The organism is Mesorhizobium sp. M0292, assembly GCF_040321695.1.
Classification (GTDB): Bacteria; Pseudomonadota; Alphaproteobacteria; order Rhizobiales; family Rhizobiaceae; genus Mesorhizobium.
On record NZ_JAMYSB010000011.1, the window covers coordinates 136931 to 155524 of the forward strand.

17 protein-coding genes are annotated in these 18594 nt (G+C 64.2%); 16 read left to right on the plus strand and 1 reads right to left on the minus strand.

The genetic code is table 11. From position 1 onward, the window contains the following. Positions 1-79 precede the first annotated feature (79 nt). From NKI96_RS18775 to NKI96_RS18835, 13 genes are all read left to right on the plus strand, one after another. Entirely contained in the window at positions 80-2038 is a 1959-nt protein-coding gene (locus tag NKI96_RS18775; protein ID WP_031195194.1) for an LTA synthase family protein, read from the plus strand. A gap of 311 nt (positions 2039-2349) precedes the next feature. Continuing rightward, the gene (gene rpsF / locus NKI96_RS18780) at positions 2350-2850 is read left to right on the plus strand and encodes a 30S ribosomal protein S6 (RefSeq protein ID WP_023672722.1); all 501 of its coding nucleotides are present in this window, start codon (positions 2350-2352) and stop codon (positions 2848-2850) included. Continuing rightward, positions 2850-3098, plus strand: a complete 249-nt coding sequence (rpsR, locus tag NKI96_RS18785) for a 30S ribosomal protein S18 (RefSeq protein WP_006203718.1) — start codon at positions 2850-2852, stop codon at positions 3096-3098. The genes rpsF and rpsR overlap by 1 nt, the downstream gene beginning before the upstream one ends. A gap of 266 nt (positions 3099-3364) precedes the next feature. Continuing rightward, positions 3365-3952, plus strand: coding sequence for a 50S ribosomal protein L9 (rplI, locus tag NKI96_RS18790; protein ID WP_023672721.1), 588 nt, complete (start codon positions 3365-3367; stop codon positions 3950-3952). 186 nt (positions 3953-4138) lie between these two features. After that, positions 4139-5488, plus strand: coding sequence for a cyclopropane fatty acid synthase (locus NKI96_RS18795; RefSeq protein ID WP_023672720.1), 1350 nt, complete (start codon positions 4139-4141; stop codon positions 5486-5488). A 158-nt stretch (positions 5489-5646) separates the two neighbouring features. Beyond that, positions 5647-6624 (plus strand): small ribosomal subunit Rsm22 family protein, encoded by a 978-nt coding sequence (locus tag NKI96_RS18800; protein WP_023672718.1) that lies wholly within the window; start codon positions 5647-5649, stop codon positions 6622-6624. A 221-nt stretch (positions 6625-6845) separates the two neighbouring features. After that, complete coding sequence (locus NKI96_RS18805; protein WP_023672717.1) at positions 6846-8339, plus strand: replicative DNA helicase; 1494 nt, start codon at positions 6846-6848, stop codon at positions 8337-8339. Positions 8340-8569: 230 nt separating this feature from the next. After that, positions 8570-9973: a DNA repair protein RadA gene (gene radA / locus NKI96_RS18810; RefSeq protein WP_023672716.1), complete on the plus strand. Its 1404-nt coding sequence runs from the start codon at positions 8570-8572 to the stop codon at positions 9971-9973. Between the two features lie 48 nt (positions 9974-10021). Further along, positions 10022-10687 (plus strand): CvpA family protein, encoded by a 666-nt coding sequence (locus NKI96_RS18815; RefSeq protein ID WP_023672715.1) that lies wholly within the window; start codon positions 10022-10024, stop codon positions 10685-10687. A gap of 108 nt (positions 10688-10795) precedes the next feature. Next, positions 10796-12277, plus strand: a complete 1482-nt coding sequence (gene purF / locus NKI96_RS18820; RefSeq protein ID WP_023672714.1) for an amidophosphoribosyltransferase — start codon at positions 10796-10798, stop codon at positions 12275-12277. Between the two features lie 30 nt (positions 12278-12307). Further along, positions 12308-13063, plus strand: coding sequence for an SDR family NAD(P)-dependent oxidoreductase (locus tag NKI96_RS18825; RefSeq protein WP_023672713.1), 756 nt, complete (start codon positions 12308-12310; stop codon positions 13061-13063). Between the two features lie 77 nt (positions 13064-13140). Further along, complete coding sequence (locus NKI96_RS18830; RefSeq protein ID WP_352805570.1) at positions 13141-13770, plus strand: hypothetical protein; 630 nt, start codon at positions 13141-13143, stop codon at positions 13768-13770. Between the two features lie 137 nt (positions 13771-13907). Beyond that, complete coding sequence (locus NKI96_RS18835) at positions 13908-14129, plus strand: hypothetical protein (protein ID WP_023689120.1); 222 nt, start codon at positions 13908-13910, stop codon at positions 14127-14129. 152 nt (positions 14130-14281) lie between these two features. On the opposite strand, the gene NKI96_RS18840 is transcribed toward NKI96_RS18835, so the two are convergent. Continuing rightward, positions 14282-14788 carry an OsmC family protein gene (locus NKI96_RS18840; protein WP_352805573.1) on the minus strand — a complete coding sequence of 169 codons (507 nt, stop codon included), beginning with the start codon at positions 14786-14788 and terminating at the stop codon, positions 14282-14284. 289 nt (positions 14789-15077) lie between these two features. On the opposite strand from NKI96_RS18840, the gene NKI96_RS18845 reads away from it, so the two are divergent. From NKI96_RS18845 to NKI96_RS18855, 3 genes are all read left to right on the plus strand, one after another. Continuing rightward, positions 15078-16583 (plus strand): S10 family peptidase, encoded by a 1506-nt coding sequence (locus tag NKI96_RS18845; RefSeq protein WP_023733852.1) that lies wholly within the window; start codon positions 15078-15080, stop codon positions 16581-16583. A 148-nt stretch (positions 16584-16731) separates the two neighbouring features. After that, positions 16732-17619: a DMT family transporter gene (locus tag NKI96_RS18850; RefSeq protein ID WP_023689123.1), complete on the plus strand. Its 888-nt coding sequence runs from the start codon at positions 16732-16734 to the stop codon at positions 17617-17619. A 51-nt stretch (positions 17620-17670) separates the two neighbouring features. Then, positions 17671-18579, plus strand: a complete 909-nt coding sequence (locus NKI96_RS18855; RefSeq protein ID WP_023689124.1) for a DMT family transporter — start codon at positions 17671-17673, stop codon at positions 18577-18579. Positions 18580-18594 lie beyond the last annotated feature (15 nt).

An 18594-nucleotide genomic window follows, 5' to 3' on the forward strand; every position in this document is an offset into this window, starting at 1 on the left:
TTGCTGGCTCTTCTTATTTTCGCCACAGGCGCTAGCTTTTGCATGACAGTTCTATGACAGAACGGTGGCGCGAGTGGAAATGCGCGTTGCTTGGGCCGGGGGAAGAGACGTGGCTAGGATCAGGAAGGGCGCGGCCGTACCAGCGCCACAGTTCTTGGAAGACGATCCGTCCACCGGCTACCTGCCGGGGCGCAGATGGCCGGTCATCCGCTACGGTCTGGTCACGCTGCTTGCCTCCGCCATCCTGGTGTTCGCCATCGAATGGATCGTGCGCGGCGACTTCTTCGGCACAGTCGACTTCTTCCTGCAGCCATTCAAGCCGGGCTGGACCACCATCATTGTCTTTGCATTGGTGCTGATGGGACTGGACGCCGTGCTTGGCCGCAGTCACCAGAGCCTGATGATCGTGGCGCCGCTGACGCTGGCGCTGGCCTTTGTCGGGCATCAGAAGTCGCATTATCTCGGCGATCCGCTCTACCCAACCGATTTTCTTTATTCGCGCCAGATCATGGCACTGATGCCGCTCCTGGTGCGCGAGCGGCCCTGGACGGCGCTCGCCATGGCGGTCGGCATCGTCGCCGGCCTGTCGCTGCTGATCTATGGCTGGCGGTTGTGGCGCCGCAAGGTTCCGATCCTCAGCCGCAAAGGGCGGCTGGCGCGGCTGACGCTGGCAGTGCCGCTGCTCGCCTTCTTCGTCTCGATCATGGACTACGCCACCTTCTCGTGGACCCGCGACCGGCTGCAGATCATCCCGATCATGTGGGACCAGAAGGAGAACTACGCCTCCAACGGGTTTGCGCTGGCCTTCGCGCTCAACGTGCCGATGGCGCATGTCTCGGCGCCGGCGGGCTATTCCGACAAGGCGATCGACGCGATCGACAGGCCTGATGTGGCGGCCTCGGTACCGGATGAGAAACCCGACATCATCGTGGTGATGAGCGAATCTTTCTGGGATCCGACCAAGCTGCCCGGCGTCACAATCACGCCTGACCCGATCCCCAATGTGCGGGCGCTGCGTTCCGGCTATATGTTCTCGCCGGAATTCGGCGGCATGACCGCCAACATCGAATTCGAGGCGCTGACCGGCTTTTCCAATGCCTTCCTGCCGGCGGGCTCGATCCCCTATCAGCAATATGTGCGCACGCCGACGCCGTCGCTGGCGACCTTCCTGAAAAGCGAGGGATACCGGGCGCGCGCCATCCATCCGGGCACCAACTGGTTCTGGAACAGGGGCGCCGTCTATGCCGATTTCGGCTTCAACGATTTCCGCTCGGAAGAGACGCTGCCGCCACTGGAAAAGCGCGGGCCGCTGGCTTCCGATGCCTCGATGACCGACGAGATCATCGCAGAGGCCGACGCCAGCGAGCGGCCGGTGTTCTTCTTCGCCGTCAGCCTGCAGAACCACGGTCCCTACGAGCCGTACCGCTATTACAATCCGACCCACAAGGTCGCGGCGCCGATCAGCACATGGGCGCGGGAATCGCTGCTCAGCTACGCCGAAGGCTCCGCCGATGCCGACCGTGGCCTCGAACGATTGATCGAATGGGCGAAGAAGCGCGAGCGGCCGACGGTCATCGCCTTCTTCGGCGACCATCTGCCGCCGCTCGGCCCCGTCTATGTCGAAACCGGTTACCTGAAGGACAATGTCGCGCCGCGCAAGGAACCGACGCCGGAGGCGGCACTGGAGCATCATCAGACGCCGCTGGTCATCTGGTCTAACCGCACCGGTCCGGCGCAGGATATGGGCGCGGTGAGCCCGGCCTTCCTGCCCTACCATATCCTTACCACGGCCGGGATCACGCACCCCTACTATACCGGCTTCCTGGGCGCGCTGCGCGAACGCTATCGCGTCGTGGATCGCAATCTGCTTCTGACACCGTCAGGTGAGGCCACGGCGGACTGGGCGCGGCAGAAGGACATCGATCCGGCGATCAACGATTTCCGCCTGCTGCAATACGATATGATGTTCGGCAAGCGTAAGGCGGCTCCGGACTTCTTCCCCGAAACGATCAACGGTCGTACCCCGCATACGAGTTGATGCCTGGTCTTTTCCAACCCTGCGACGCCAGGACGCTGTCCGGAGCATGCGTTACCCTTGCCTTCCAGCCAAATTGCTATATAGACGCCCGCAATCTGCCGGTCCTTGCTGGGGGCTGAACGGAGGGCCGGAGGTTTTACCCAAAACCTTCGTGTGAAGCCAGAAGCGCTTCCGCCTCCCGTGTCTCCGCTCTCGACCGTCTCGAAATGCTCCTTTCTTCCTCGCCCCCTCGGGACCAGCGGGTCAGAGAAGTTGCAGAGGCTTTTGCCGCGAGGATCCGGGAGAGAAACGAAGAAAGGCACTGAACCACTATGGCTCTATACGAACATGTGTTCCTTGCCCGGCAGGACCTCTCGCAGCAGCAGGTCGATGCGCTTGTCGAACAGTACAAGGGCGTCATCTCCGCAAATGGCGGGTCCGTCGGCCGGGTCGAGAACTGGGGACTGAAGTCCCTCACCTACCGGGTCAACAAGAACCGGAAGGCTTACTACACGCTTATGGACCTCAACTGCCCGCCGGCAGCGCTCAACGAGATGGAGCGCCAGATGGGCCTGTCCGAGGACGTGCTGCGTTTCCTGACCGTCAAGGTCGAGGCGCATGAGGAAGGCCCGTCGGCCATGATGCAGAAGCGCGAAGAGCGCTCGGAACGCGGCGGCTTCGGCGACCGCGACCGTGGTGATCGTGGTCCGCGCTCGTTTGGCGACCGTGATCGCGGCGACCGTGGCGATCGTCCGCCGCGCTCATTTGGCGACGCCGGTGGTGATCGTGGTCCGCGCCGTCCGCGCGAAGGCGTTGAAGGAGGTGCAGAATAATGGTCGACATCAATCAGATCCCGACCCGGCGCCCGTTCCATCGCCGCCGCAAGACCTGCCCGTTCTCCGGCGCCAACGCGCCCAAGATCGACTACAAGGACGTGCGTCTTCTGCAGCGCTACATTTCCGAGCGCGGCAAGATCGTGCCGTCCCGCATCACCGCCGTCAGCCAGAAGAAGCAGCGCGAACTCGCCAAGGCGATCAAGCGCGCCCGCTTCCTCGGCCTGCTGCCCTACGTGGTTCGCTAAGACTTTCGAGCGGGCGGTTCGCCGCCTGCTTCCTTCTCCCACGGCGACGGGCGCCGCAGGGGTAATTTGATGATGCATGTCGTTGTCCCAAAACCGGGACCACTCTTGGCGACATGCATTGAAATCCCGAGTTGAGGTGAAAAGCCTCTAACTGCCGCGACAGGCAGGACAGCGACACCGGCGCCAAGGCGCTCAGAGCTTCCTGACCTGTTCCATTCAATTCGGCGCCGATCCCGCGGTCGGTGCCCAGACGAAGGAACAAAACCATGCAAGTGATTCTTCTCGAACGCGTTTCCCGCCTCGGCCAGATGGGCGATACCGTCAAGGTCAAGGACGGCTTTGCCCGCAACTTTCTCTTGCCGCAGGGCAAGGCGCTGCGCGCCAACGAAGCCAACAAGAAGAAGTTCGAAGGGCAGCGCGCGCAGCTCGAAGCGCGCAACCTCGAGCGCAAGTCGGAAGCCAGCCAGGTTGCCGAAAAGCTCGACGGCAAGAGCTTCATCGCCGTGCGTTCGGCCGGCGAGACAGGCCAGCTCTACGGTTCGGTGTCGACCCGCGACATCGCCGACCTGCTGACCGCCGAAGGGTTCTCGGTCAACCGCAACCAGATCCAGCTCAACCAGCCGATCAAGACCATCGGCGTCACCAATGTGGCGATTGCGCTGCATCCGGAAGTCGAGGTCACCATCAGCCTCAACATCGCCCGCACGGCCGACGAAGCCGAGCGCCAGGCCAAGGGCGAGACGCTGACCACCGCCGAAGCCATCTATGGCGATGACATCAACGACAACGCACGGCCGGAGAACTTCTTCGACCCGAACACCGAGTTCGAAGGCGGCGAAGAAGACAACGCCTGATCCCGCACGGGGCCTGATCGGGAAGCGAGGGGAGCAGCGCTCCAATCACTTCCTCGTCATCCAGCCTTTCTGGACCAATGCCCGGGCCTCTCGCCCGGGCATTTTTGTGCCAAATGGAACTTTTCGAACCCCTATATATTGTTGCAGAATTGGTCCGCCAGTCTGACCGTGAGGGGACATTTGGTGATGAATATTCTGTTGAAGCGCGTTCTCGACCGCCTGGTGCGTACGGGCAATCTGAAAGTCACCGGGCCGAAGGGCTCGACAGTGGTTTTCGGCGACGGCAGCGGCGAGCCGGTGCATATGCACATCAAGACCGCGCATGCCGAGCGCGCCATTACCTTCGATCCGATGCTGGCCGTGCCGGAAGCCTATATGGACGGCGAACTCGACATCATCGAGGGCGGCGTACTGGGTATGATGCGCATCGCCTTCCAGAACATGGGCAGCGGCGGTATCGACGCCACCTGGTCGAAGGCCATCGAGGGTCTGCGCCACGCCTTTCGCCGCCTGCAGCAGATCAACACCGCATCACGGGCGCGCCGCAACGTGCAGCGCCACTATGATTTGTCGGGTGACCTCTACCGGCTCTTCCTCGACGACGACATGCAGTATTCCTGCGCCTATTTCGAACAGCCGGACATGACGCTCGACGAGGCGCAGATGGCCAAGAAACGCCATATCGCCGCCAAGCTCAGGCTGAAGGCCGGCCAGACCGTGCTCGATATTGGCTCCGGCTGGGGTGGGCTCGGCCTCTATCTCGCCAAGGCTTTCGATGTCGACGTCCAAGGCGTGACGCTGTCGACCGAGCAGCACGGCGTCGCCACCGACCGGGCGCATGCGCAAGGCTTGCAGGACCGCGTGCATTTCGACCTCAAGGACTACCGCGAACTCAACGAACGCTTCGACCGCATCGTCTCGGTCGGCATGTTCGAGCATGTCGGCGTCAACCACTTCCGCACCTTCTTCGACAAGTCGGCGACGCTGTTGAAGCCCGACGGCGTCATGCTCTTGCACACGATCGGCCGCTCCGGCGTGCCGTGGGCGACCAGCGCCTTTATCCGCAAGTACATTTTTCCGGGCGGCTACATTCCCTCGCTGTCGGAGGTGATGCCGGCGATCGAGAAGTCGGGGCTTGTGGTCACCGACATCGAGATTCTGCGGCTGCACTATGCCGATACGCTGAAGCATTGGGGCCAGCGCTTTGCCGCCAACCGGGACAAGGCCAAGGCCATCTACGACGAGCGCTTCTGCAGGATGTGGGAGTTCTATCTGGCGGCTTCGGAAGCCGCCTTCCGCTGGCAGGATCTGGTGATCTTCCAGATCCAGATCGCCAAGAAGAACGACACGCTGCCGATGACGCGCGACTACATGGCCAAATGTGAAAAGGCGCTCGAAATGCGCGAAATGGGGCATCGTCAGGAGGCGGCGGCCGCCGAGCCTGCTGTCGCCAGGTCCGTGCCTGCCAGGTCCGTTGCTGTCAGGTCCGTTGCGGCCAAGCCAGCGCGCCGTCGCAAGGTGGCGGATCGCGAATAACGCCTCGATTGCGTATTGCCGCTTGCCATCGACGGCTCTGACACTGAAAAAGGTCTCGTTCTCGCGAGACCTTTTTTAATGATCTGCCTGCCCACCATCGCCACCACCCTTGTCGAGTTCGCCGGCGCCTCGGTGCTCTCGCCACGCGGAGCCTGAGCGTGGAACTCCCCGCTTCGCTGCGACAAGGCGTCGAGCGCCTGCTCGAAACGACACCGCTGGCGGTGCTGCGCCAGGCGGCGAAGACGCTGTCTGACCGCTACCGCGCCGAATTGCGCGACGGCCGCCCGCACATGGCCGAAGAGATGGCGGTAAAAGCCTATCTGGCGACGCGGCTGCCGGCGACCTACGCGGCGGTACGGGCCGGTCTCGACGAACTCGCCTATGCGCGGCCCGATTTCCAGCCAACGAGCTTGCTCGATGTCGGCGCCGGTCCTGGCACGGTGCTTTGGGCCACTACAGATCTGTGGCCCGACCTCGAAGAGGCGGTTCTGGTTGAAGCAAGCGCCGCGGTGCGCAAGGTTGGCCAGTCGCTCGCCCTTGATACCATCGCCACCAGGATGGACTGGCGCGCCGGCGACGTGACCATCGACCTTGCCGATCTCAAGCCTGCCGACCTCGTCACCTGCGCCTATGTGCTGGACGAGATCGCGCCGGCATCGCTGCCGAAGCTTGTCGTCCGGCTCTGGCATTTGACCGGCGACACACTGCTGATCGTGGAGCCCGGCACGCCGGCAGGCTGGCAGCGCATCCTGGCAGTGCGCAGGCAATTGCTGGAGGCCGGGGCGCATGTGCTGGCGCCTTGTCCGCATGAGGCGCCCTGCCCGCTTGAGCCGCCCGACTGGTGCCATTTTTCGCGCCGCGTCGCCCGCTCGCGCCTTCATCGCCTGGCCAAAGACGCGGACGTGCCGTGGGAGGACGAGAAATTCATCTACGTCGCGGCGTCGCGGCAACCCGCGCCTGTACATCCGCCCCGCGTGATTGCGCCGCCGAAATCGGGCTCCGGCAAGGTGCTGCTCAAACTGTGCCAGCCGGATGGCGGCGCCGGCGAGACACTTTTCACCAAGCGCGAGGGCGAGCTGTTCAAGGCAGCGCGGCGGCTGGACTGGGGCGATACATTGGACGGAAGAAGCGGGTAATCACCGAGATTGTTCTTGCTCTGTTCCAACGACTCGGATAGAAGTCAGCGCCTTTCTGAGTCAACCGGAATCGGGGCGCGGAAACACTCTTCTGTGGACGGTTTGCCGCCCCTGTGAACAACGGGGCATCGAGGTTGATTGGTCGTGCGGTGATGCAGAAAGGTCAGCACCGATTTATCTCGTTCTGATATCGAGAAGCCGGGATCAAAATCGGGGACATCATGGCAGAGGCAGCGCGAAAATTCGGCGTGGCGGAGCAGCAACCGCTTTATCGTGAAGCGCCGAACAACATCGAGGCCGAGCAGGCGCTGCTCGGCGCCATCCTCGTCAACAACGATGCCTTCTACCGCGTCTCCGACTTCCTCAAGGCCGGCCATTTCTACGAGCCGCTGCACCGGAAAATCTTCGAGGTCGCAGCCGAGCTCATCCGCATGGGCAAGGTGGCGACGCCGATCACGCTGAAAACCTTCCTGCCGGCCGACGAGAAGGTCGGCGACATGACGGTGGCGCAATATGTGGTTCGTCTGGCGGTCGAAGCCGTCACCGTCGTCAATGCCACCGATTATGGCCGCGCCATCTACGATCTGGCCACGCGCCGGGCACTGATTACCGTCGGCGAGGACATGGTCAACATCGCCTATGACGCGCCGGTCGACATGGCGCCGTCCGAACAGATCGAGGATGCCGAGCGGCGGCTGTTCGAACTGGCCGAAACCGGCCGTTACGACGGCGGCTTCGAGAGCTTCACCGACGCGGTCAAGACCGCCGTCGACATGGCCAACGCCGCCTATATGCGCGACGGCCATTTGTCGGGCCTCGCCACCGGCATGCGCGATCTCGACCGCCGCATGGGTGGCCTGCAGGCGTCGGATCTGATCATCATTGCCGGCCGTCCGGGCATGGGCAAGACGTCGCTCGCCACCAACATCGCCTTCAACATCGCCGAGATGTATGAGCCGGCGCAGCAGGCCGACGGCTCGTTCAAGGCAGCCAATGGCGGCGTCGTCGGCTTCTTCTCGCTGGAAATGTCGTCCGAGCAGCTCGCCACCCGCATCATTTCCGAACAGACGGAAATTTCGTCGTCAAAAATCCGCCGCGGCGAGATTTCGGAGATGGATTTCGAAAAGCTGGTCGCCTGCTCGCAGACCATGCAGAAGATCCCGCTGTTCATCGACCAGACCGGCGGTATCTCGATCGCGCAGCTGTCGGCGCGGGCGCGGCGGCTGAAGCGTCAGCGCGGCCTCGACCTCATCGTCATCGACTATATCCAGCTGATGCAGGGATCGAGCGCGAAGTCCTCACAGAACCGGGTGCAGGAAATCACCGAGATCACCACCGGCCTCAAGGCGCTGGCCAAGGAACTCTCCGTTCCGATCATCGCGCTGTCGCAGCTGTCGCGTCAGGTCGAAAGCCGCGAAGACAAACGCCCGCAGCTGTCCGATCTTCGCGAATCCGGCTCGATCGAGCAGGACGCCGACGTGGTGATGTTCGTCTACCGCGAGGAATATTATCTGAAGAACCGCGAACCGAAGCCCGGCACCGACGAATACATCAAGTGGGAACACGAGATGAACGAGATGCGCGGCAAGGCCGAAGTCATCGTCGCCAAGCAGCGCCACGGCCCGACAGGTTCGGTGAGCCTCGCCTTCCATGGCGAGTTCACACGGTTTTCCGACCTCGCCGAAGAGCATCATATTGCGGAGAGGTTCGAGTAGCTTTTTGGCCTACCGCAGCGCTCCGTCACACCCCCCTCTGGCCTGCCGGCCATCTCCCCCGCAAGGGGGGAGATCAGCAGCTTTGCGAATGGCGCTCATCTTGCGACGTTGGGGATTGGCGAAAGCAGCGACGATAGCCAATCTCCCCCCTTGCGGGGGAGATGTCCGGCAGGACAGAGGGGGGTGTGCAAGATCACCCTCCTTCGGTCATTTGCAGGCAGCATCACTCCATGGCTAAATCGCGCGTCCAGTTCATCTGCCAGAATTGCGGGTCGGTGCATCAGCGCTGGGCCGGCAAATGCGATGCCTGCGGCGAGTGGAACACACTCGTCGAGGAAGGCACGTCCGGCGGCATCGGCTCGGGACCGGCCAACACGCGCAATGCGCGCAAGGGCCGCGCCGTGGTGCTGACCAGCCTGTCCGGTGACATCGAGGATGCGCCGCGGATCATCTCCGGCATTGGCGAACTCGACCGCGCCACCGGCGGCGGTTTCGTGCGCGGCTCGGCGCTGCTGGTCGGCGGCGATCCCGGCATCGGCAAGTCGACGCTGCTTACCCAGGCCGCAGCAGCATTGGCGTCAAAAGGCCACCGCATCGTCTATGTCTCGGGCGAAGAGGCTGTCGCGCAGATCCGGCTGCGGGCGCAGCGGCTTGGCGTCGCCGACACGCCGGTCGAACTTGCCGCGGAGACCAATGTCGAGGATATCCTGGCAACAATAGCCGACGGCAGAAGGCCGGACCTCGTCATCCTCGATTCCATCCAGACGCTGTGGACCGACATGGCCGACTCGGCGCCCGGCACCGTCACCCAGGTGCGCGCCTCGGCGCAAGCGATGATCCGCTACGCCAAATCCACCGGTGCTGCCATCGTGCTGGTCGGCCATGTCACCAAGGAAGGCCAGATCGCCGGTCCGCGCGTCGTCGAGCACATGGTCGACGCCGTTCTCTATTTCGAAGGCGAAGGCGGCCATCACTACCGCATCCTGCGCACGGTGAAGAACCGTTTTGGGCCGACCGACGAGATCGGCGTCTTCGAGATGTCGGACAAGGGCTTGCGCGAGGTCGCCAATCCGTCGGAGCTGTTCCTCGGCGAACGCCACGCAAAATCGCCGGGTGCCGCGGTATTTGCCGGCATGGAAGGGACACGTCCGGTGCTGGTCGAGATCCAGGCACTGGTGGCGCCGTCCACATTGGGCACGCCGCGCCGTGCCGTCGTCGGCTGGGACGGCGCACGGCTGTCGATGATCCTTGCCGTACTCGAAGCCCATTGCGGCGTGCGCTTCGGCACCCACGATGTCTACCTCAACGTCGCCGGCGGCTACCGGATTTCCGAGCCGGCGGCCGATCTGGCGGTTGCCGCTGCACTGGTTTCGTCGCTCACCGGTCTTGCCCTTCCCGCCGATTGCGTCTATTTCGGCGAAATCAGCCTGTCGGGCGCAGTGAGGCCGGTTGCGCATGCGCAGCAGCGCCTTAAAGAGGCCGAAAAGCTGGGTTTTGGAAGTGCGGTTCTGCCCTTGGGCAGCGAGGAGGTTGTCGGGGGGATCGGGGCCGGCGCTTTCCAGCCGACCGAACTTGCCGATCTCGTCGCACGCATAGCCGGCTCACGGCGCAGCCGTGTCGACGTGGAAGATTGACGCGGCTCGCCCGAGCCGTGAAAAGACAATCTGAGTGGGGCGAAAGACATGCCGATTACGCTGCTGGACGGAATTCTCGTCGGCTTCACCCTGGTCTCGGCGATGCTCGCCATGGTTCGCGGCCTGTCACGCGAAATCCTGTCCGTCGTGTCCTGGGCGGCTGCCGCCGCGGCGGCATTCTTCTTCTACAAGCCGGTGCTGCCTTACGTTCAGCCCTATGTCGAAAGCGACAAGATCGCCATGGCGGCATCCGCCGGCATCGTCTTCCTCATCGCGCTGATCGTCGTTTCCGTCATCACCATGAAGCTTGCCGACTGGATCATCGATTCCAGGATCGGCGCGCTCGACCGTACGCTGGGCTTCCTCTATGGCGCCGCGCGCGGCGTCCTCGTAGTCGCCGTGGCGCTACTGTTCTTCAACTGGCTGGCCGGCGCCAAGGCCCCTGCCTGGATCGCCAACGCCAAGTCGAAGCCGCTGCTCGAGACCATCGGCGCCAAGCTGGAAAGCCTGCTGCCCGAAGATCCGGAAAACGCCATCCTGAAGAAGCTCAATCCGAATCAGCCGGCAGCCGAGACGCCTCCGGCGGCCGATGCACCGGCGGCGGATGCTCCGGCAACCGGTGACGATACGCCGGCGCCCGACGACGAGACCGACGCTCCGGCCGATAACGCACCCGCGCCCGCTGCTCCGGCTCCGGCCGCGCCGGCAAACTGATACGGACGGATGGTGCCGGACAGGCGCCATCCCGGCAGTTCCGGCCTGACTACGTTGCTTTCGCGGCGCTATCGCACTATATGGCCATTTTAGCGGAGCTTGAGCCCCATGGCAGTTTCGAAGGCAGACGCGGACGACGTGCTTTCCGCCGAAGCAGACGATCATTTCCACGACGAATGCGGGGTGTTCGGCATTTTCGGCCGGCAGGACGCTGCGGCCATCGTAACGCTAGGCCTGCATGCGCTGCAGCATCGCGGCCAGGAAGCGGCCGGCATCGTCTCCTATGACGGCACGCAGTTCCATGTCGAACGCCATGTCGGCCTGATCGGCGACACCTTCACCAAGCAGCACGTCATCGACAGCCTGCAAGGCAACCGTGCCATCGGCCACACGCGCTATGCCACGACCGGCGGCGCCGGCATGCGCAACATCCAGCCCTTCTTCGCCGAACTCGCCGATGGCGGCTTTGCCGTCGCCCATAACGGCAATCTCACCAACGCCATGACCGTGCAGCGCGCGCTGCAGAAGCAGGGCGCGATCTTCTCGTCGACCTCCGACACCGAGACGCTGCTGCATCTCGTTGCCACCAGTAAGGAACGCGATTTGAATTCGCGCTTCATCGACGCCGTGCGTCAGGTCGAAGGCGCTTTCTCGCTGGTCGCGATGACCTCCAAGAAGATGATCGGCTGCCGCGATCCGCTCGGCATCCGCCCGCTGGTGCTCGGCGACCTGGACGGCGCCTGGATCCTGGCCTCCGAAACCTGCGCGCTCGACATTATCGGCGCCCGCTTCGTGCGCGACCTGAAGCCCGGCGAAATGGTCGTGGTGACCTCGAAGGGCATCGAGAGCCTGTTCCCCTTCGAGCCGCAGAAGACCCGCTTCTGCATCTTCGAATATGTCTATTTCGCCCGCCCGGACTCCTCGGTCGAAGGCCGCAATGTCTACGAAGTGCGCAAGCGTATCGGCGCCGAATTGGCGCAGGAAAGCCCGGTCGAGGCCGATATCGTCGTGCCGGTGCCGGATTCCGGCACGCCGGCGGCAATCGGCTTCTCCCAGGCGGCAGGCATCCCCTTCGAACTCGGTATCATCCGCAACCACTATGTCGGCCGAACCTTCATCCAGCCCGGCGATTCGATCCGCCATATGGGCGTCAAGCTCAAGCACAACGCCAACCGCCGGATGATCGAGGGCAAGCGCGTGGTGTTGGTCGACGATTCGATCGTGCGCGGCACCACCAGCCAGAAAATCGTGCAGATGGTGCGCGACGCCGGCGCCAAGGAAGTGCATATGCGCATCGCCTCGCCGCCGACCAGCGCGTCGTGCTTCTACGGCGTCGACACGCCGGAGAAGTCGAAGCTTTTGGCATCGCGCATGTCGATCGAGGAAATGGCCGAGTTCATCCGTGTCGATTCGCTCGGCTTCCTCACCATTGACGGGCTCTACCGCGCCGTCGGCGAAGCCAGCCGCGACAATGAGCAGCCGCAATTCTGCGACGCCTGTTTCACCGGCCAGTACCCGACCCGCCTGCTCGACTTCGAAGGTCACGACAATGTGCGCACGCTGTCGCTGCTGGCGAACAACGGGGCGTAAAGCCCAACTGCTATCCTTGAAAGCGCTCGCATGACCCTCGACCTCTCCGGCCGCGTCGCGGTCGTTACCGGCGCCTCGCGCGGCATCGGCTACTTCATCGCCAAGGAACTTGCCGCCGCTGGCGCCCATGTCATTGCGGTAGCCCGGACCGTCGGCGGGCTGGAAGAACTCGACGACCAGATCAAGGCCGAGCGCGCGAAAACCGGCAAGGGCGAAGCGACGTTGGTGCCTCTCGACCTCTCAGACATGGCCGGCATCGACCGGCTGGGCGGCGCCATTCACGAGCGCTGGGGCAAGCTCGACATTCTGGTGGCCAATGCCGGTGTGCTCGGCGTCATCTCGCCGATCGGCCATGTCGAGGCCAAAACCTTCGAGAAGGTTATGACCATCAATGTCACCTCGACCTGGCGGCTGATCCGCTCGGTCGACCCGCTGCTCAGGCTGTCCGACGCCGGCCGCGCCATTCTCATGTCGTCCGGGGCCGCGCATTCGGCGCGCGCCTTCTGGGCGCCCTATGCGGCGTCGAAGGCGGCTGTGGAAGCCATGACGCGTTCCTGGGCGCATGAGACGCAGAGCCTGCCGCTCCGCATCAATGCGGTCGACCCCGGCGCCACCCGCACCGCCATGCGTGCGCAGGCCGCGCCCGGCGAGGATCCGGAAACGCTGCCGCACCCGTCAGAGGTGGCAAAACGCATCGTGCCGCTGGCGAGCCCCGAGATGAAAGAGACGGGGCTGATCTTCCAGGTCAAGAACAACCGCTTCGTCGCCTACCGGCAGCCGGAATAAACCGGGTTGTAGCGGGATTAAACAGGCCTCCAGTTACGTTTCTTCGAATGTAGGACATTCGAAACAGGAGGACCGACATGCGTAGACTTCTTCTCGTTGCCGCCGCCGCGATTGCCGCCACAGCCGGCGTGGCGCTGGCGCAAGACGCCAAGATGAGTTTCTTCGTCACCAGCGTCGGTTCCGGCAAGGGCGCCGATCTCGGCGGTCTCAAGGGTGCCGACGCGCATTGCGCCTCGCTGGCGGAAGCGGCTGGGGTTACCGGCAAGGAATGGCACGCCTATCTCTCGAGCGCCAATGTCGATGCGCGCGACCGTATCGGCAAGGGTCCCTGGGTCAACGCCAAGGGCGAGAAGATCGCCGATGACGTCACCTCGCTGCACAGCGACGCCAACGCCATCACCAAGCAGACGGCGCTCAACGAAAAGGGCGAGGTGGTCAACGGCCGCGGCGACAAGCCGAACCGGCACGACATTCTGACCGGCTCGAAGCCCGACGGCACCAAGATCGCCGACCAGACCTGCGGCGACTGGACCTTGAGCGGGGCGGAGGGCGCGGCGATGATGGGCCATCACGACCGCACCGGCCTCGACGAGTCGGCGGCGGCGAAATCCTGGAACTCCTCGCATGCCTCGCGCGGCGGCTGCAGCCAGGAGGCGCTGAAAGGCACCGGCGGCGACGGCCTGTTCTACTGCTTTGCGACGAACTGAGAGAAGTCTGGGGAGCGGTTCGTTCACGGGTCTGTGATGGTCCGGCAGGCCCCCTCCCCCCTCGCCCTGCTTTCGCCATCAGCCGGGAGTTGCTAGGGTCAACCCGACTCCGACACCCAGCAAAGCGAGGAATTCCCATGGCTGCTCCCAGCGTAGCATTGGTCTGGTACCTGGTGATCGCCGGCCCGCAAGGCGGCATGGTGGTGCTGCCCAGCACCTTCGACACCCGCGAACAGTGCACAAACGCGATTACCGAATATCAGAAGCAGCCGACGCCGGCCGGCTGGGCGGTCAACTGCGTGCCGAGCGCCTCCCCGTTTACCGATGAGGGCGACGCGGAAGAGCCTGCGGCGCAGTAGCGCCATCTCCCCCCTCGAGGGGGAGATGGCCGGCAGGCCAGAGGGGGTCGCCTCGCGTAGAGTGCCAACCTCCTTCCGCACAAAGGGCGTCGCGTCCAGTCGGCCGACCCCCTCTGTCGCCTTCGGCGACATCTCCCCCTCAAGGGGGGAGATCAGGCGCGCGCCTTCACCGTCAGCTCCGGCGTGCTGTTGATGGTCTGGAAGACCACGCAATAGCGTTCCGTCAGCTTGATCAGCGCGTCGATGCGATCCTGCGGCTCATCCGTGTCGAGGTTGAAATTCAACCGGATGGCGCGAAAGCCCACGGGGGCGTCCTTGGCCACGCCCAGCGTGCCGCGAAAGTCGAGATCGCCTTCGGCCTCGACGGTGGCTGCGCCGAGTTTGAACTCTAGTGCGGTGGCCACCGCCTTCAGCGTCACCCCGGCGCACGCCACCAGCGCCTCGAGCAGCATGTCGCCCGAACACAATTCGAGCCCGGAACCGCCGGTCGCCGGATGCAGGCCGGCGACCGCCAGCGCCCTGCCCGTCTCGACCTTGCAGGCAATCGACTGGTCGTCGATGGAGCCTTTGGCGCGAAGCGTGATCAGCGCTCGCGAGGAATCGTCGCGATAAGCCTCCTTGATCGGTGCCTGCATGGCCTTGAGTGCGGTGGCGTCCATGTTGCATTCCTTTTCGAGTCCGTCGCGCTTTGATAGCACTGATATGCCAGCGAGACAGCGCCCCCCTCTGGCCCGGCCACCTCCCCACAGGGGGGAGATCTGCAGCTTCGCCGATGGCGCTTTCTACGCCGGCGATTAGCGAAGGCGGTCGCGACATCCAATCTCCACCCCTGTGGGGGGAGATGTCCGGCAGGACAGAGGGGGCTGAAGGAATGCTACCTCACGAAGAGTTACTTTGACTTCGACCGCCCCGGCCATACCTAAGCAGAGTCATTCCCGCGGAGGCATCATGCCGTTCAAGCTGAAACTGATCTCGCTTACCCTGTTGGTGCTTGCAGCCTTCGCGCAGCCAGTCCTCGCCGAAACGCCCGAGCGCTCCGCACCGGCAGGCGGCGTGCTGTCGCTGCTGCCGGCACCGCAGACGACCAGCCATTCAATCACCATTGCCGGGCGCAAGCTGGACTATCAGGCTAAGGCCGGCACGCTGTCACTGCTATCCGGCAAGGGCGAGGTCACCGCGGAAATCTTCTATGTCGCCTATACGCTGCCGCCACTGGCGGGCGCGGAGAAGGCTCGCCCCATCACCTTCGTCTTCAATGGCGGCCCGGGCGCGGCATCCGCCTATCTGCATCTCGGCGCACTCGGCCCGCGTGTCGTCGCGACCGGCGCCGATGGCCAATTCCTGCCGCCGCCGCAAAAGCTGATCGACAATCCCGACAGCTGGCTCGACATGACCGACCTCGTCTTCGTCGATCCGGTCGGCACCGGCTACAGCCGCGAGGCCCCCGGCCAGGACACAAAAGATTTTTGGGGCGTCAGCCAGGACGCCAGTTCGATCGGCGCTTTCATCCGGCTCTATCTCGCCCAGAACGGCCGCACCGGATCGCCGCTCTTCCTTGCCGGCGAAAGCTATGGCGGGTTCCGCGCGGCACTTCTCGCCAGGACCCTGCAGGAAGATGTCGGCCTGAGCCCCAACGGCATCGTGCTGATCTCGCCTGCACTGGAGTTCACGCTGGTGCTGCCCGACGAATTCCAGCCACTGCATTGGGCGCTGGAACTGCCCTCGCTGGCGGCGGTGCGCCTGCGCAGCGAAGGCCTCAGCGGCGAGGCGCTGCGCGAAAAGCTCGCCGAGGTCGAACACTATGCTATGGGTGACTACCTCACCGCTCTGGCCGGCGGGCTGGAACAGGGTGGGCGGCTGGCCAGCCAGCGCGTGGCCGAGATCACCGGCCTGCCGCTCGACCTCGTGCAACGCAATTTCGCCCGCATCCCGACCGCCCTGTTCGCGCGCGAATTCCAGCGCCCCAGTGGAAAAGTGCTCAGCCCGTATGACGGCACCATCGCCACCAGCGACATCGCCCCGGAGAGCGCCCGCAGCGCCGGCCCAGATCCGGTGCTCGACCGCAGCGTGCCGGCGCTGACCTCGGCCTTTGTCGGTTATGCGCGCGACGAGCTGAATTTTCGCACCGATGTCAGCTACAGGTTGCTCAATGGCGATGTGACCCACGCCTGGGACTATGGCGGCTCGCGGCAAGGCTATGCCGGGGTGATGGACGATCTGCAGCGGGCGCGCTCGCTCAACCCGGGGCTCGGCGTGGTGATCGTCAACGGCGACACCGATCTGGTCACTCCCTATCTGGCCTCACGCTATCTGGTGAGCCAAATCCCGACGCTCGGCGGGGCAAAACCCATCCGTCTCGACGTCATCGAGGGCGGCCACATGATGTATCTCAGGCCGGGCGGCCGGCGCGCCCTGAAGGAGGCCGCTTCGGAGCTCTACCAGGCAACACAGTGAACGGCGTGCCCACGCTGTCGGCCAGGCTGCGCCAACGCAAGCTTGCCACTGGCGTAGCGCCCCGCAGGCTTTCGCCCGTATAGCCTGCAATGGGAGCCTGTTGGGGCAGGCTTCTTCTTCGTCCTCTTGACAGCGCCGGACACGCCGCATGGCCGATATTGCCATTCTGGAAACCCGCGAAAGGGTGCTTGCCGGCATCCTGTTCACCGGCTGCGCCTATTTCCTGTTTTCGACGCAGGACGCCGCGATCAAGCTTCTGGTCGTCGGCATCAGCGTCTGGCAGATCATGTTCTTCCGCTCGATCGCTGTGCTTATCGGCTGTGCTGCAATCGGCGGACCGCCCATCTTTGCCGACACAATGCGCTCGCCCATCGTGCGGCCGATGCTGGTGCGCAGCGCCTTCACGCTCGGCGCCTGGCTCTGCTACTACAACGCGGCCCGCTCCCTGCAGCTGGCCGAACTCACCACCATCTATTACGCCGCCCCGATCATCGTCACCGTGCTGTCGGTGGTGATGCTTGGCGAAAAGGTGCCGCTGTTGCGCTGGCTGGCGGTGTTCATCGGCTTCGTCGGCGTCTTCATCGCCTGTGATCCCACTCGTCTCGGCTTGTCCGTGCCGATGCTCTTGGTACTGGCTGCGGCAGTGCTGTGGGGCATTGCCGTGGTGCTGTTGCGCAAGACGGCGCTGGCCGAGCGCACGCTGATCCAGCTTGTGCTCAACAATTTCTACTTCCTCGTGTTTTCCACGGTGCCGGCGCTGTTGGTCTGGCAGATGCCGGACTGGCGCCAGTTGCTGCTTTTGATCAGCGTCGGCGCGCTCGGCGGCGTGGCGCAATTTATGCTGTTCGAAGGCATGAAGCGGGCGCCGGTGTCGATCGTGGCGCCGTTCGAATACACCTCATTGGTCTGGGCCTTCGGGCTCGGCTTTGCGATCTGGGGCGACGTGCCGCGTCGCGAGGTGTTTCTGGGGGCGGCGTTGATCGTCGGCGCCGGCCTGCTGATCATCGGCAACGAGCATTTCCGCAAGCGGCTATGAGTACCCCGTGCTGACAGCATGGTGGCAGGAGAAGACGGATAGGCTGCTGAGATGACGGAAGCGCTCGACGGCCCAGGCACCACAGATACCGCTGCCGAGCGTACGCTCGGCATCATGCTGGTGGCGGCCTCGGCGGCTTTCTTCGCCCTCACCGGCGTGCTGACCAAATCGATCCACGCCGACCCGCTGACCATCACTTGCTGGCGCGGCTTTGTCGGCGCGATCCTGATCACCTTCTATGTGCTGTGGCGCCGGCGCCGCTCCGGCGGGCGGGAAAGCTTGCGGCTTGGCTGGCGCGGCTGGTTGCTGGCCCTCGAGGGCGCCGCGGCCAGCATCGCCTTCATCTCGGCGTTCAAATTCACCTATGTCGCCAATGTCGCGGTCATCTACGCCACCGCGCCCTTCATCACCGCGCTGCTCGCCTTCGTGCTGGTGCGCGAGCCGTTCCGGGCGCAGACGCTTGCCGCCGCCGCCGTTTCGCTGTGCGGCGTGGCGATGATGGTCGGCTCCGGCTTCGGCAGCGGTCATCTGTTTGGCGATGGGCTCGCGCTGCTGATGACCGCCGGCAGCGCGCTCTACATGATCATGGTGCGCGCCTTCCGCGACACGCCGGTGGTGTGGGCGGGCGCAGTCTCGGCGCTTCTGCTGTTCGTGCTCGGCTGGTTCGTCACCGACCCCCTGGCGATTTCTGCTCGCGACGCCGTGCTGCTCGTCGCCTTCGGAGGATCGTTTGCGGCGGCGTCGATCCTGTGGACGGAAGGCTCGCGGCTGATCCCTGCGCCCGAGTCCGGCCTTCTCGGTGCCGCCGAAGTGCCGTTTGCGATCCTGTTCGCCTTCCTGTTCCTCGGCGAGATCGCGCCGGCCGCCAGCCTGATCGGCGGCGCCATAGTACTGTGCGCGGTTTTCGCCCATGCGGGGCGCGACTGGCTGGCCGCGAGAAAAAGTGCGGCAACCCAATAATTATTTTCCAAGTCA